At 67.8% G+C, this 13,132-nt stretch carries 15 protein-coding genes and 1 riboswitch; of the genes, 11 read left to right on the forward strand and 4 right to left on the reverse strand.

Features of this window, described 5'->3' with window-relative positions; genetic code table 11:
* Nucleotides 1-254: 254 nt before the first annotated feature.
* Nucleotides 255-860, reverse strand: a complete 606-nt coding sequence (locus QX132_RS32080; RefSeq protein ID WP_316163768.1) for a 6,7-dimethyl-8-ribityllumazine synthase — start codon at nucleotides 858-860, stop codon at nucleotides 255-257.
* A gap of 77 nt (nucleotides 861-937) precedes the next feature.
* Nucleotides 938-1,131, reverse strand: a riboswitch (FMN riboswitch).
* Nucleotides 1,132-1,524: 393 nt separating this feature from the next.
* On the opposite strand from QX132_RS32080, the gene QX132_RS32085 reads away from it, so the two are divergent.
* Both QX132_RS32085 and proC read left to right on the forward strand, forming a co-directional pair.
* The gene (locus QX132_RS32085) at nucleotides 1,525-2,025 is read left to right on the forward strand and encodes a YbjN domain-containing protein (RefSeq protein ID WP_315734012.1); all 501 of its coding nucleotides are present in this window, start codon (nucleotides 1,525-1,527) and stop codon (nucleotides 2,023-2,025) included.
* A gap of 163 nt (nucleotides 2,026-2,188) precedes the next feature.
* Nucleotides 2,189-3,016 (forward strand): pyrroline-5-carboxylate reductase, encoded by an 828-nt coding sequence (gene proC / locus QX132_RS32090; RefSeq protein ID WP_316163769.1) that lies wholly within the window; start codon nucleotides 2,189-2,191, stop codon nucleotides 3,014-3,016.
* Nucleotides 3,017-3,035: 19 nt separating this feature from the next.
* Here the strand turns inward: proC and QX132_RS32095 are convergent, their stop codons facing one another.
* Together QX132_RS32095 and QX132_RS32100 are read right to left on the reverse strand one after the other, a co-directional pair.
* Nucleotides 3,036-4,352 (reverse strand): TAXI family TRAP transporter solute-binding subunit, encoded by a 1,317-nt coding sequence (locus tag QX132_RS32095; RefSeq protein WP_315771833.1) that lies wholly within the window; start codon nucleotides 4,350-4,352, stop codon nucleotides 3,036-3,038.
* A gap of 310 nt (nucleotides 4,353-4,662) precedes the next feature.
* Nucleotides 4,663-5,901, reverse strand: a complete 1,239-nt coding sequence (locus tag QX132_RS32100; protein WP_316163770.1) for an MFS transporter — start codon at nucleotides 5,899-5,901, stop codon at nucleotides 4,663-4,665.
* 170 nt (nucleotides 5,902-6,071) lie between these two features.
* Between QX132_RS32100 and QX132_RS32105 the strand changes: the two genes are divergently transcribed.
* The 6 genes from QX132_RS32105 to QX132_RS32130 all read left to right on the forward strand — a co-directional run bounded on the left by QX132_RS32105 (nucleotide 6,072) and on the right by QX132_RS32130 (nucleotide 10,577).
* Nucleotides 6,072-6,539, forward strand: coding sequence for a hypothetical protein (locus QX132_RS32105; RefSeq protein WP_316163771.1), 468 nt, complete (start codon nucleotides 6,072-6,074; stop codon nucleotides 6,537-6,539).
* A gap of 72 nt (nucleotides 6,540-6,611) precedes the next feature.
* Nucleotides 6,612-6,902, forward strand: coding sequence for a hypothetical protein (locus QX132_RS32110; RefSeq protein WP_315775323.1), 291 nt, complete (start codon nucleotides 6,612-6,614; stop codon nucleotides 6,900-6,902).
* Nucleotides 6,903-6,912: 10 nt separating this feature from the next.
* On the forward strand, nucleotides 6,913-8,325 hold the full coding sequence (locus QX132_RS32115) for a TolC family protein (RefSeq protein WP_316163772.1): 1,413 nt from the start codon (nucleotides 6,913-6,915) through the stop codon (nucleotides 8,323-8,325).
* 13 nt (nucleotides 8,326-8,338) lie between these two features.
* On the forward strand, nucleotides 8,339-9,679 hold the full coding sequence (locus QX132_RS32120) for a copper oxidase (RefSeq protein ID WP_315796947.1): 1,341 nt from the start codon (nucleotides 8,339-8,341) through the stop codon (nucleotides 9,677-9,679).
* Between the two features lie 47 nt (nucleotides 9,680-9,726).
* On the forward strand, nucleotides 9,727-10,185 hold the full coding sequence (locus QX132_RS32125) for a cupredoxin family protein (protein WP_315771825.1): 459 nt from the start codon (nucleotides 9,727-9,729) through the stop codon (nucleotides 10,183-10,185).
* A gap of 95 nt (nucleotides 10,186-10,280) precedes the next feature.
* Nucleotides 10,281-10,577, forward strand: coding sequence for a copper-binding protein (locus tag QX132_RS32130; RefSeq protein WP_315734032.1), 297 nt, complete (start codon nucleotides 10,281-10,283; stop codon nucleotides 10,575-10,577).
* Nucleotides 10,578-10,607: 30 nt separating this feature from the next.
* Here QX132_RS32130 and QX132_RS32135 read toward each other — a convergent pair whose 3' ends face one another.
* Entirely contained in the window at nucleotides 10,608-11,501 is an 894-nt protein-coding gene (locus QX132_RS32135; RefSeq protein WP_316163773.1) for a LysR family transcriptional regulator, read from the reverse strand.
* A gap of 103 nt (nucleotides 11,502-11,604) precedes the next feature.
* Between QX132_RS32135 and QX132_RS32140 the strand changes: the two genes are divergently transcribed.
* The 3 genes from QX132_RS32140 (at nucleotide 11,605) to QX132_RS32150 (ending at nucleotide 13,099) form a co-directional block, all read left to right on the forward strand.
* Nucleotides 11,605-12,345 (forward strand): glucose 1-dehydrogenase, encoded by a 741-nt coding sequence (locus tag QX132_RS32140; protein ID WP_316163774.1) that lies wholly within the window; start codon nucleotides 11,605-11,607, stop codon nucleotides 12,343-12,345.
* A 55-nt stretch (nucleotides 12,346-12,400) separates the two neighbouring features.
* The gene (locus QX132_RS32145; protein ID WP_315734040.1) at nucleotides 12,401-12,613 is read left to right on the forward strand and encodes a 4-oxalocrotonate tautomerase family protein; all 213 of its coding nucleotides are present in this window, start codon (nucleotides 12,401-12,403) and stop codon (nucleotides 12,611-12,613) included.
* 192 nt (nucleotides 12,614-12,805) lie between these two features.
* Nucleotides 12,806-13,099, forward strand: coding sequence for a DUF1330 domain-containing protein (locus QX132_RS32150; protein ID WP_315734042.1), 294 nt, complete (start codon nucleotides 12,806-12,808; stop codon nucleotides 13,097-13,099).
* The last annotated feature ends 33 nt before the right edge of the window (nucleotides 13,100-13,132 follow it).

Below are 13,132 nucleotides of genomic sequence, written 5' to 3' on the forward strand. Positions count from 1 at the left end.
TCCACGAGTCGTGCTCTCGATGATGATCACTCGTATTCGAGAGGATGACGGCGATGACACACGCCATCGCATTCGTCTTGTTCGGCAAAACCGAAGATGCACATGACGAAGTTCGGCGCCCGGAGACCCCCACCCCCACAACCCCTCCCCGCAAGGGGGAGGGGAGTTCACTGCCGTTGCCGTGAGATCTCGATCCCGGCGTTTCGATAGCGGGCGTGTGGCTAGCCTGAAGCCAGCCACACGACATCACCGCCTCAGATGATCCCCGCGGCCACCTGCCCCCGCAACCGCTCCAGGCTCAGCAGCGTCTCGGCGCAGGCGGTCGCCACCTCGATGCCCTTGGTCGCAAAATGCTTGCGGAAGAACTCGAAATGCGCCTGCGTCTCGTGGAATTGCTGCGGCGTCAGCACCGCGGAGAACACCGGCACCTCGGTGCGCAATTGCACGTCCATCAGCGCCTTGATGACGGTGTCGGCGACGAACTCGTGGCGGTAGATGCCGCCGTCGACAACGAGGCCGGCCGCGACGATGGCGGTGTAGCGCCGCGTCTTGGCCAGGAGCTGCGCATGCAGCGGGATCTCGAACGAGCCTGGCACCTCGAAGATGTCGACCCGATCGCGCGGGATGTGGCGCGCCTCGATCTCGTCGAGGAAGGCCAGACGGCATTCGGCGACGACGTCGCGATGCCAGGCCGATTGCACGAAGGCGACGCGCTGCGGCTTGCTGAAGCGCGGATGCGACGGCGCCGGTGGCGACTCGTCGAGCGGTGACGCGACCGGCGTATCCGCCGGCGGCGACGTTCCTGCGGTGATGGTGTCGGTGGGCGTATCAGTAGGCGCGTCTTGCAACATCTGATTCATGGTTGTCCTCGTCAGAGACCAGAATCAGGGCACACGGAACAACGACGCCCCCACGCTGGATTGCGCGGGGTGCCGGGACCCGTTCTCTTTCATCCGGACTGTGACCGTCGGCTTCGGAGTCGCACCGAATCTGCTGACCCTTCTCTGCGCGACGCGTTCCGGAGAACAGAATTCTCCAGACCGAGCCTTGCCGAGAAGGCGCTCGCGGGCTCGCGCTCGACCGAGAACGCTTACCGCCGGTGGGGAATTTCGCCCCGCCCTGAGAACATCGGCCGCCCGGATGGACGGCCTGAACGAACTATGCAGGCGGTCGGCGGCTGCGGCAAGGCCTCACGCCCGCGGTCCACGACGGGCGGCCATGCAACCGCTCGCGGCCGTTCCCGCGGCCAAATCGGCTCGGACGGGGCGGTTGCGGCGAATCCGATTCCGTTTTGTTCTCATTCGGCCATGATTCCACAGGCCGGACAGGAGTTGTGGACGAAGCGGTGTTTGGCTGTGGACGGACTCGCCCCCCCGTTGCGCAGATTCCGCAAATCACATCAGTTTGTCCTCGCACGCCCGGGGTACCTCCGGGACTGCAAGCCGGGTCTCGAAGCGCCGAGAGGGCGTGGGCCGGGTCGCCGCGTATGTACCAACGAGATCAAGAAGACGAGGTCGAGACGGCATGTCCCTGCTCGAAAGCACTATCGATTCCACCGACCACCCGCTGAGCGTGGTCGAGACCATTGCGGCCGACAACAACTGGATGTTCGAGCGCTCCGGCGAGGACGAGATCACGATCGCCTCCAAGGGGCAGTGGACCGACTATCAGCTCTCTTTCACCTGGATGGCGGAGATCGAGGCCCTGCATCTGGCCTGCGCCTTCGACATGAAGATTCCGGAAGCGCGCCGCGCCGAGGTGCAGCGGCTGATCGCCGCGATCAACGAGCAGCTCTGGCTCGGCCATTTCGACATCTGGACGCACACCGGCATGGTGATGCACCGCCAGGCCCTGGTGCTGCCCGGCGGGATCACCGCGTCGGGACTGCAATGCGAGAGCATGCTGGCCGGCGCCATCCACGCCTGCGAGCGCTATTTCCCGGCCTTCCAGTTCGTTGTCTGGGCCGGCAAGTCGACCCAAGAGGCCATGGCGGCCGCGCTGTTCGATACGGAAGGCGAGGCGTAAGCCGCCGCCGCTTCCTCACACGCGGTGTCGTCCCTGCGCACGCAGGGACCCATACCGCGTGATGTCCGTCTGGCGCGCGACGCTTGTCGCTCTGCCCCTGCTCCACTAGAACCGCCGGTGGTTATGGGTCCCTGCTTTCGCAGGGACGACAGCGGAGTGCGTCGTGACATCAGCGGACAACAACCTGCTTCATCAGCTCACCGGCACCATCGTGCTGGCCGGCGCCGGCAAGATGGGCGGCGCGATGCTGACCGGGTGGCTGGCCGGCGGGCTCGATCCCGCGCGCGTGGTGGTGATCGAGCCGATGCCATCGGCGGAGATCACGGCGCTGGTTGCCAGGGGCGTCCGCCTCAATCCGACGGCGGCTGCGCCGGCCGAGGTCGTCATCGTCGCCGTCAAGCCGCAGATGTTCCCGGACGCCGGCCCCGCCTTGAAGCCGTGGGTCGGCGACGCGACGCTGGTGCTGTCGATCATGGCGGGGACGACGATCGCCGGCCTGCAGCAAACGATCGGCGGCGCGGTCGTGCGCGCGATGCCGAACACGCCCGCCGCGATCGGCCGCGGCATCACCGTGGCGGTGCCCGCCGCCAACGTCAGCGCCACGCAACGGGCGCTGACCGACGCGCTGCTGCGCGCCACCGGCGCGGTGGAATGGGTCGACGAGGAGGCGCTGATGGACGCGGTGACCGCGGTGTCCGGCTCGGGTCCTGCCTACGTATTTCTGCTCGCCGAGGAGCTCGCCCGCGCCGGCGTCGCCGCCGGCCTGCCCGAGTCCCTGGCGACGAAGCTCGCGCGCGACACCGTGTCGGGCGCCGGCGAATTGCTGCGCCAATCGGACCTGCCGTCCGCCACGCTGCGCCAGAACGTCACCTCGCCGGGCGGCACTACCGCTGCGGCGCTGTCGGTGCTGATGGGAGCCGACGGCTTCCAGCCGCTGCTGACCAGGGCGGTCGCCGCGGCCACGGCGCGCTCGAAAGAGCTCGCGAAGTAGACAACAACGAGCTGACAGCTCAGCGCGACGGCGTCGGCGGCCCGCCATGCTGCTGGCGCCATTGCAGGAACTGGCGGAACAGGGAGCTGCGCTCAGCCGGATCGTTGGACAGCTGTCCCCCGCTCTGGCGCACGAAGCTCTCGAACTGGGTCTGGCGCACGTCGGCAACCTGCGGCCGCGGCACCATGTTGCGCGCCAGCAGCCACTCGTCCGCCGCCTTGAACCGCTTCCAGTTCGGAATGGCGGCGACGATGCTCGACTCCCGCCATTTCGGATGCCGCGGCGGCTTCATGAACTCGTCGTAGTTGGCGAAGAACGCCTCGACGAAGCGCGCCACCTTTCGGTAGCGCTCGGTATTCTCCGGCCAATTGTAGCTGACGAGCAGCATGCCGATCGCCACCGTCTCGATCGTCTCGCCGGGGTTGAGCAGGTTCGGATATTCCTCCGAGGACAATGTCGTGGGCAGATAGAGGTCCTGCAGCCGGCGGTCGTAGGGGATCGTCACCAGGTGCAGCGCGCGGTTGTCGTTCCTGATGCTGCGGGCGAGCTGGAACACCTTGCCGGTGGAGACGATGTAGGCGTCTGCGTCGCCATCGATCAGCTTCTGGATCGATCTCGCATCATCGGTCGCGTAGTCGAACGACGCCGTCAGGCCGAGCCGGTTGAAGATCACGCGCGCGGAATAGAAGCCGACATCGGTCGGCGCGATGATGCGCTTGCCGTTGAGGTCGAAGATCGAGCGGATCGAGGAGCGCGCGATGACATGGATCTCGTTGTGATAGAGCCGCGCGATGTAGCGGAGCTGCGAGGTGATGTCGGGGATGCCGTATTGCAGGCGGTAGAATTCGGGCACGTCGGCTGCGACCGCGCCCATGTCGATGCTCTTCAGAAACAGAATGTCGGAGACGTTGCGCACCGGTCCCTTGCCGAGCACCGGCAGCACGCGGACGTTGGTCTGATCATCGAGCACGCGCGCCATGTCCGAGCCGAACACGGAGGTGGCGCCGCCGGCCGGCGCGGTGATGATGGTGACGGTGCCGTCGTTGACGTCGGTCGGGTTGGGCAGCCGCCATACGTCCGGCCCGCTGCCGGGCGCGGGCGACAGCGACGCCGGCAGGCCGGCGGGACGTGGCGGCGCGGGGATCACGGGCGCGCCGTTCGGCCGGGCGGCCGGGGCGACAGGCACGATGATGGAGCGGGTCGCTGCCGGGCGCGGCGGCTGCGGCGGTTGTTGTTGCAGCTGCGGCCACGCCTGCGCCGATGCCTGGCTCAGCATGAGTCCGGCTGCGAGCGCGGCGAGCACGACTTGCGAAGCTGCCTTCGTGACGATGGACATAGCGCAACGGCCTCCTGCACCATCGCGATGCCGCCGCAGCGTTCTCGACCAGTCCGGAGCATTCACCTCGAGGCCTGCCTGCGTCAGGCAAGCGACGGGCGACCGCGGCCTCGGCTGAGACCTCGCGACAACCAACCTCGCGATGCGGAGCACGCACGAGGCCAAATGGCCACGATCGGCTCCGATCGAGTTCCACAGTTGGGTGAGGTGATTCGATGAATTTGCGGCAGCCGCCGGGATTTTGTATGACGACGTGCATATAAACCGGATATTGGACTCCGGCTGTGGCTCCGGTGCAACGCCTCTTGTTTCAGGCCGCCAGCCGGTGTTGCCGTCGTGCCAGGATCAGCAGCGTCACGACGATGCCGAGGTTCAGGCCATTCCATGCGATGCCATTCGCGAAGGCCGCCGAATAGGACCCCGTGGCGTCGAAGATGACGCCCGAGACCCAGCCGCCGAACGACATGCCGAACACCGAGGCGAAGATGATGATTCCGACCCGGGTGGCGGCCTCGCGTGCCGGCATCGCCTCACGCACGATGATCGCATAGCTCGGCACGATGCCGCCCTGGAACAGGCCGAACATGCCCGAGATCAAATAGAGCGACGTCAAGCCATCGAAGAACAGATAGAACAGAAGCGCAAAACCCTGCGCCAGCGAGCCGATCAGCAACGTCCGCATGCCGCCGACACGGTCGGCGAGAAAGCCGGAGCCGATCCGGCTGACGATGCCGAGCGCCATCATCAAGGACAGCATCTGCGCGCCGACGGCGACGCCATAGCCGAGGTCGCCGCAATAGGCGACGATGTGCACCTGCGGCATCGCCATCGCCACGCAGCAGGCGATCGCGGCGATGCTGAGCAGCACGGTCAGCGCGTTGGTGGAGATCGGCAGCTCCAGTTGCGGCGGCGCCGCGCCGGCATGGTCCTGCGCGCCGGCACCGTCCATGCGCGCGCGCAGCACCAGGAGCAGCGCGCTCATCGTCACCGCGCAGAAGACACCGAGCGCGACATGGCTGGCGCGCCAGCCGATCTGCTGCACGCCCCAATTCACCAGCGGCGGCCACACCGTGCCGGCGACGTAGTTGCCCGAGGCGACGATGGTGACGGCGAGGCCGCGGTAGCGCACGAACCAGTGCGATGCCTCGGCCATCAGCGGCGCGAAGGTGACGGACGAACCGATCCCGATCAGGAAATACACCGCCTGAAACTGCCACAGCGTCACCGACGCGCCGGCGAGCAGATAGGCGGCCGCGGTGCAGGTGATGCTGAGGGCCATCGCGGTGACGATGCCGAAGCGGTCGGTGATGCGGCCGACGATGACGCCGCCGAGGCCGAAGCCGAACATCGTCAGCGTATAGGCCAGCGACACCGCGCCGCGGCTGGCGGCGAACTCGGCCTGCACGACCGGCAGAACGACGACGACGGTCCACATCCCGGCGCCGCCGATGGAACCGATGACGAGCGCAAGCGCCAGCCGCGCCCAGGCCTGGCGCGAGTCCGGAATGAAGTGAGGCGCTTCCTCGAATCTTGGCTTCGGTGCGTGCACGATATGCGCAACTTCGTTGCCGCACCGCATCAGGTCAAGCCACATTGCTGCGGCATTGGGCATGCAGAAGCAGCGCAACAGGAGGGATCTGCACGATCACGGTCCGGCCCTCTTGGCGGCGCCGCGCTTTATCATTAGGTTGCGCGGCGGATCGGAGTGATTGGGCGCGCATGTCGTTGGGACTGACACGGAAGATGCTGATGGTGGCGGGACGGCTGCTCGTCCTCGCTTACCTCGTCTGCGTGCTCAGCCCGGGCGTGGCGCTCGCGCTGGGCGATGGGGTGGCGCCCTGCTTCGACGAGACCGTCGTTGCCGTTGCGGCCACTCATCATGACGCGGCTCATCACGAGATGATCTTGGCGGCGATGCCGCAGGTAGAGACCGCGCACGCCCATCATCATGATCACCCTGTTGCAGACGCTGGGATGCAGGCGCCAGCTCCCGCGCCGTCGCACCACGACCACAGCAAGATGCCGGGCCCCTGTTGCGCCATGATGTGCGCGGTGGGCCTCGCTGCCGCGCTGCCGGCGGTCACCCTTCCCGCTTCGTTCGCCGCCACCAGCGTGACCCCGCGCGACGAAGGCCTGCCCGGTCGCACGCCGCCGCGCCTGTATCGGCCCCCCATCGTCCTGGTCTGAGCGAACGACGCCGGCTTCGTGCGCGTGTCGCGCGCGGCTGCTCGCGATTCATCGATAGACCAAGGATACCTCATGTTGTCGCAATCCAAGGCGACGCCCGCTGCCGCATCTCCGGCGCGGCGCAGCCTGCCATTCTCCGTTGCCGCTTGCGCATTGACGCTGCTTGCCGCGGCGAGCCTCGGCGCCTGCCAGCCGCGCACGATCGCATTGGCCGGGGCTGATCCGGCCGATCCGGCGGCGAACGTTGCGCCCGTGCGCATGTCGGGGATCGTCGGGCCCTACACGCCGCTGCGCCCGGTCGCGCCGGCCGCCTGGGGCCAGCGCACCGACCCCGGCGCACCGCGCCCTGAGCCGAGCCGCTAAGGAGCGCCACATGCAGGGGATCATCAGGCTCGCGGCGCTCGCCGCAGCACTTGCGCTCGCAGGCTGTGCCTCGTTCTCGCCGGACGGCGGCATGAGCGCCGTCGCGGACATCACCGGCCACACCACCGGCAAGGAGGTCGCCTCCGTGAGAGGCAATGACGACGCCGAACGCGTCCGCGCTGCAACGCGCCGCCTGCTCGCCCGGCCCTTGTCGGCCGATGCCGCCGTGCAGGTCGCGCTGTTCAACAACAAGGGCCTGCAGGCGGCCTACAACGCGCTCGCGCTCAGCGAGGCGGACATGGTCGAGGCCAGCCTGCCGCCGAACCCGACCTTCTCCCTGATGCGCATCAGCGGCGACGGCGCGCTGGAGGCCGAGCGCCAGGTCGCCGGCGACATCCTGGCGCTCGCCACCTTGCCGCTGCGCTCGGAGATCGCGCGCGAGCGGTTTCGCCAGGCCCAATTGAAGGCCGCGCTGGCGACGTTGCGGCTCGCCGCGGAGGTGCGCCGCGCGCATGTGCGCGCCGTCGCCGCCAACGAGCTGGTGGCCCTGCTGGTCGAGGCGCAATCGGCCGCGGAGGCGACCGCGAAGCTCGCCTCGAAGCTCGGCGAGACCGGCGCGCTCAACCGGCTCGACCAGGCGCGCGAGCAGGTGTTCTATGCCGAGACCACGGCCGAGCTCGCCACCGCCCGCCGTGCCGCAGGAAGCGCCCGCGAGCGGCTGATCCGGCTGATGGGCCTGTGGGGCGACGATCTGAATTTCCGCCTGCCCGACCGGCTGCCGGCACTGCCGCGCCGCCCGCTGAGCCAGCCCTTCGTCGAGGCCGATGCCGTCGGCCATCGCATCGATCTGCAGATCGCCCGCCTCGAGCTCACGGCGCTCGCCACATCGCTGCAGCTCAGCGAGGCGACGCGCTTCGTCACCCTGCTCGATCTCGCCGGCCTCGATCGCAAGACCGTCGAGCCCGACGGCCGCGTCATCCGCGAACGCGGTTACGACGTGCAGTTCCAGATCCCGATCTTCGACGGCGGCGAGGTCCGCGTGCGGCGGGCCGCCGAGACCTACAACATCGCCTTCAACCGCCTCACCGAGCGCGCTGTCACCGTCCGCTCCGAGGCGCGCGACGCCTATCGCAGCTACCGCGCGGCCTTCGACATCGCCGGCCACTACGCCCGCGAGGTGCTGCCGCTGCGCCGGATCATCAGCGAGGAGATGCAGCTGCGCTATTCCAGCATGCAGGTCGACATCTTCGCGCTGCTGCTCGAGGCGCGGCAGCGCCTGGCGTCACGCCGCGCCGCGATCGACGCCGTCAGAGACTTCTTCCTCGCCGAGGCCGAGCTGTCGGCTGCGGTCAATGGCGGAGTCGCGAGCAGCGAGGACAGCGCACCGCAGACCGCGAGCGCGCTCGCGCCAAGCAACGACTGACAGGAGAGCACGCATGTTTTCACGCCGCACACTGCTCGGCTCCGCGGCGCTGGCCGGCGCCTCCGCCGTCTCCGGCCGGGTCCAGGCCGCCGCCATTCCCGAAGCGCCGGTGATGGACAAGGCGGTGATGCAGCCCCCGCTGCATCCCAGCGCCGGCCCGGACTATCAGCCCGTGGTCACGCTCAACGGCTGGTCGCTGCCGTTCCGCATGAACGGCGACTGGAAGGAATTCCATCTCGTCGCCGAGCCGGTCACCCGCGAGTTTGCGCCCGGCATGACCACGCATCTGTGGGGCTATAACGGCCAGTCGCCGGGCCCGACCATCGAGGCGGTCGAGGGCGACAAGGTCAGGATCTTCGTCACCAACAGGCTGCCGGAATACACCACCGTCCACTGGCACGGCGTGATCCTGCCCTGCGGCATGGACGGCGTCGGCGGCCTGACGCAGCCGCACATCAAGCCGGGCAAGACCTTCGTCTACGAGTTCGAGATGAGGCACGCCGGCACCTTCATGTATCACCCGCATGCCGACGAGATGGTGCAGATGGCGATGGGCATGATGGGCATGATCGTCGTGCATCCGCGCGGGCCGCAGCCGCCGCCGCCGCCGGTCGACCGCGACTTCGTGTTCGTGATGTCGACCTATCGCATCGAGCCCGGCAGCTACCTGCCGAAGGTCACCGAGATGACCGACTTCAACATGTGGACCTGGAACGCGCGGGTGTTTCCCGGCATCGATCCCCTGCCGGTGCGGCTCGGCGATCGCGTCCGCATCCGCATCGGCAATCTCACCATGACCAACCATCCGATCCACCTCCACGGCCACAAGTTCAAGGTGATCGGCACCGATGGCGGCTGGCTTCCCGAAACGGCGCAATTGCCGGAGACGACGACCGACGTGCCGGTCGGCGCGGTGCGCGTGCTCGACTTCACCGCCGACAATCCCGGCGACTGGGCGTTCCACTGCCACAAGTCGCATCACACGATGAATGCGATGGGCCACGACATGCGAAACCTGGTCGGCGTGCCGCGCAAGGAGCTGGCCGCCGCCGTCGGCAAGCTCGCGCCCGACGGCATGGTGATGGGCAACACCGGCATGGCGATGGGCAGCATGGAGATGCCGGCGCCCGACAACACCCTGCCGATGATGACCGGCAGCGGCCAGTTCGGGCCGATCGAGATGGGCGGCATGTTCACGACCGTGAAGGTGCGCGAGGGCCTCGCCCGCGACGACTACCGCGATCCCGGCCCTTATCAGTTCCCGCAGGGCAGCGTGGCCTATGAGGTCGCAAGCGCACCGGAGCCGGTGCGGCGAAGCGACGGCCCACCGACGCAGGTCCGCACCCAGCGCTGAATTCACCAAGCACCGCATCAACCGACGACCACCATCAGGAGATCTCCATGAAGACTGCATTCGCGATCAGCGCAGTGGCGGCGGCCGCTCTGATCGTCGCACCGGCCCGTGGCCATGAGCAGCACGGATCGCGCGGCTATTCCGCCGGCGAGCCGGGCGATCCCAAACAGCCGTCACGCACCATCGAGGTGCTCCTGAGCGAGATGGAGTTCACGCCGGCGCGCATCGAGGTCAAGCGCGGCGAGCAGATCCGCTTCGTGCTGCGCAACACCGGCAAGGAGGATCACGAGTTCCTGCTCGCCACCAAGGCCGAGAACCTGAAGCACGCCGCGGTCATGAAGAAGCACCCGCATATGGAGCACGACGAGCCGAACGGCACCCGGCTCGCGCCGAACAAGACCGCCGAGCTGCTGTGGCGGTTCACCAAGCCCGGCACGTTCGAATATTCCTGCCTGATCCCAGATCATCGCGAGTTCGGCATGACCGGCCACGTTGCCGTGAAGTGACGGATGAAGCCGTCTTGACAAGGCGTAGGGCGGATCAGCGCAGCGTCATCCGCCCTACGCCTCGCTATGAGTTCACCAGTAGAAGGAAACACATCATGAAGACGTTCTCTCAGCTCACGACCGCCGCCGCGTTGGTTCTCGCTCTCGCGACCCCTGCCCTCGCCGCCGAGGCGATCAGCGGCGACGTCAAGAAGGTCGATGAGGCCAACGCCAAGATCACGCTCCACCACGGCCCGGCCAAGAGTCTTGGCATGGACGAGGCCATGACCATGGTCTACCGCGTCAAGGACGCCGCGCTGCTGAAAGGCCTCAAGGCCGGCGACAAGGTGAAGTTCGAGGCGGTCGAGGACGCCTCCGGCTACACGGTGACGAAGATCGAGAAGGGCAAGTAGCAACGGGCATCCGGCTGCTTTGCCCAACCGCTACAGCCTCGCCCGGGCGAATATCCCCGTGATCCAGTCGAGGAACACGCGCAGCCGCAGCGTCATCTGCCGGTTCTGCGGATACAGCGCGTGCAGCGGCGTCGGTGATGGCGGCGTGTCGGCGAGGATCTCGACCAGGCTGCCATCCGCCAGATCCGGCGCGAAGCGATAGCGCGGCGCCTGCACCAGGCCGAGGCCGAGCCGGGCGAGGTCCATCATCGTGTCGGAATTGTTGACCGTGACGCGGCTCGGCAGAACCAGATGGCGCAGCGTGCCGCCGCAGGTGAATTCGAGCGGCAGCACCTCGCCGGTACGCGACGAGATGAAGCCGACCATGCGGTGGCCGTCGAGATCATCAGGTCCAGCCGGCGTTCCGTGCTCGCGCAGATAGGCCGGGCTGGCGACGGTGATCTCCTCGATCGTGCCGAGTCGGCTCTGGATCATGCCGCTCGCCTCCGGCTCGCCGGAGCGGATCACGCAATCGACACCCTCACGCACGAGATCGACCAGGCGGTCGCCCTGGCCGATGCGCAGATCGAGCTGCGGATGCGCGGCGAGAAACGCGGGCAGATGCGGCAGCACGAACGTCCGCGTCAGCAGCGGGTGCGCGTCGATGCGCAGCAGGCCACGCGGGCGCGAGTCGCGCAGTGCAGTCTCGGCCTCCTCGATGTCGGCGAGGATGCCGACGCAGCGCCGGTAGTACTCCTCGCCATCCAATGTCGGGGTGACGTGGCGCGTGGTGCGCTCGATCAGCCGGATGCCGAGCCGCGCCTCGAGCTCCTTCAGCACCTCGCTCGCCGTCGAGCGCGGCAGGCCGAGATCGGCGGCAGCGGCGGTGAAGCTGCGGCGCTCGACGACGCGAATGAACAGACGCATGGCATCCAGGCGATCCATAGCGATTGTTCGCCCAGACCGACATCTGATGTCAAGCCAAGGCCGATTATACGGACGAGGCGATCAGCTATGTCCGCTCGCATTGAAAAGAGGGAGACTGACCATGCCCAATTCTTCATCCCAGGTCGCGATCATCACCGGCGGCTCGCGCGGGATCGGCGCGGCCATCGCCGAACGCCTCGCCGCTGATGGCGTCGCGGTCGTCATCAACTATGCCCGGGCCGAGCAGGCCGCGGCGCACATGGTGCAACAGATCGAGGCGACCGGCGGCCGCGCGCGCGCCGTGCAGGCCGACGTTGCCGATCCCGCCAGCGCGGCGGCGCTGTTTGATGCCGCCGAGCAGGCCTTCGGCGGCGTCGACATCCTGGTCAATAATGCCGGCACGATGGCGCTCGGCGCCTTCGCGGAGCTGAGCGACGCAGATGTCGCGCGCCAATTCGAGGTGAATGTCGCGGGCGTGTTCCGAACCCTGCGCGAAGCGGCGCGGCGGCTCCGCGACGGCGGCCGCATCGTCAATTTCTCGTCCAGCGTGGTCGGGCTGTATCAGCCGCGCTACGGCGCCTACGCCGCCACGAAGGCCGCGGTGGAAGCCATGACGCATGTGCTCGCCAGGGAGCTGGCGCGGCGGAGCATCACGGTCAACGCGGTGGCGCCCGGCCCCACCGAGACCGAGATGTTCCTCAACGGCAAGACCGACGAGCAGCTGCGCGCGATGGCCGCAGCGAACCCGTTCGGCCGGTTCGGACAGCCGCGCGAGATTGCCGATGTCGTGGCCTTCCTGACGAGCCCGGAGGCCGGCTGGGTCAACGGCCAGGTTGTGCGCGTCAATGGCGGCGTGATCTGACGCCGCGCTGCTGTCACCCGCCGGCCGATGCCGGCCCAACACCAAAGGAGTTCCCATGCCGTTCGCCAACATCAAGGTGCCGCAGGCCGCGCTGACCAAGGCGCAGAAGGAGGAGATCGTGCATCGCGTGACCGCGATGTTCGTCGACTATTTCAGCGAGGCCGCGCGACCGCACACGATGGTGCTGATCGAAGAGGTGCCCGACGGCGGCTACGGCCGCGCCGACGAGGTGTTCGTGATCCCGCAAGCCTATCGCGCGACGACGTGAGCCGCGGGCCGCGGCCGCTCGCGCAACGGTCGCCGAACGGGCAGGCATGGGCGGATGAGCAGCAGTATCATCCGCCCTCCCCCGCGAATGCATCGGAAGCGCACGTCGACGGAACGCGCACCGATCTGTCGGCCGCTTATGGCTGCGCCGATGTTCCGATCGTATGATCCACCGCGTCGCGCGGAGCCCGCCATGAAGGCCTATCTCGTCCTCGATCTCGCCATTCACGACCACGCCTCGTTCAAGGCCTATATCGATGCGATCCCCGCCTTCATCGCGAGGCATGGCGGCCGCTACATCGTCCAAGGCGCGGTGCCCACGCCGGTCGAAGGCAGCTGGACGCCCGAGCGGATGGTGATCCTGGAATTCCCGTCGCGCCAGACCGCCACCGACTTTCTCGTCGATCCCGAGATCCAGCACCTGTTCGCCATCCGGCACCGCACCACGACGAGTCGGCTGGTGCTGGTCGACGGGTGCGCGGAGTGAACGCGCATTGCACGCCTGCCCCTCGCACTTGAT

Origin of the sequence: Bradyrhizobium sp. SZCCHNRI20481, assembly GCF_032485055.1 — a bacterium.
GTDB lineage: Bacteria > Pseudomonadota > Alphaproteobacteria > Rhizobiales > Xanthobacteraceae > Bradyrhizobium.

Coding starts and splice junctions, on each gene's coding strand:
- QX132_RS32115 (WP_316163772.1), top strand. CDS start 6,913: ATGCAGGGGATCATCAGGCTCGCGGCGCTCGCCGCAGCACTTGCGCTC.
- QX132_RS32080 (WP_316163768.1), bottom strand. CDS start 860: ATGAATCAGATGTTGCAAGACGCGCCTACTGATACGCCCACCGACACC.
- QX132_RS32105 (WP_316163771.1), top strand. CDS start 6,072: ATGTCGTTGGGACTGACACGGAAGATGCTGATGGTGGCGGGACGGCTG.
- QX132_RS32110 (WP_315775323.1), top strand. CDS start 6,612: ATGTTGTCGCAATCCAAGGCGACGCCCGCTGCCGCATCTCCGGCGCGG.
- QX132_RS32145 (WP_315734040.1), top strand. CDS start 12,401: ATGCCGTTCGCCAACATCAAGGTGCCGCAGGCCGCGCTGACCAAGGCG.
- QX132_RS32085 (WP_315734012.1), top strand. CDS start 1,525: ATGTCCCTGCTCGAAAGCACTATCGATTCCACCGACCACCCGCTGAGC.
- QX132_RS32150 (WP_315734042.1), top strand. CDS start 12,806: ATGAAGGCCTATCTCGTCCTCGATCTCGCCATTCACGACCACGCCTCG.
- QX132_RS32095 (WP_315771833.1), bottom strand. CDS start 4,352: ATGTCCATCGTCACGAAGGCAGCTTCGCAAGTCGTGCTCGCCGCGCTC.
- QX132_RS32130 (WP_315734032.1), top strand. CDS start 10,281: ATGAAGACGTTCTCTCAGCTCACGACCGCCGCCGCGTTGGTTCTCGCT.
- QX132_RS32120 (WP_315796947.1), top strand. CDS start 8,339: ATGTTTTCACGCCGCACACTGCTCGGCTCCGCGGCGCTGGCCGGCGCC.
- QX132_RS32140 (WP_316163774.1), top strand. CDS start 11,605: ATGCCCAATTCTTCATCCCAGGTCGCGATCATCACCGGCGGCTCGCGC.
- QX132_RS32135 (WP_316163773.1), bottom strand. CDS start 11,501: ATGGATCGCCTGGATGCCATGCGTCTGTTCATTCGCGTCGTCGAGCGC.
- QX132_RS32125 (WP_315771825.1), top strand. CDS start 9,727: ATGAAGACTGCATTCGCGATCAGCGCAGTGGCGGCGGCCGCTCTGATC.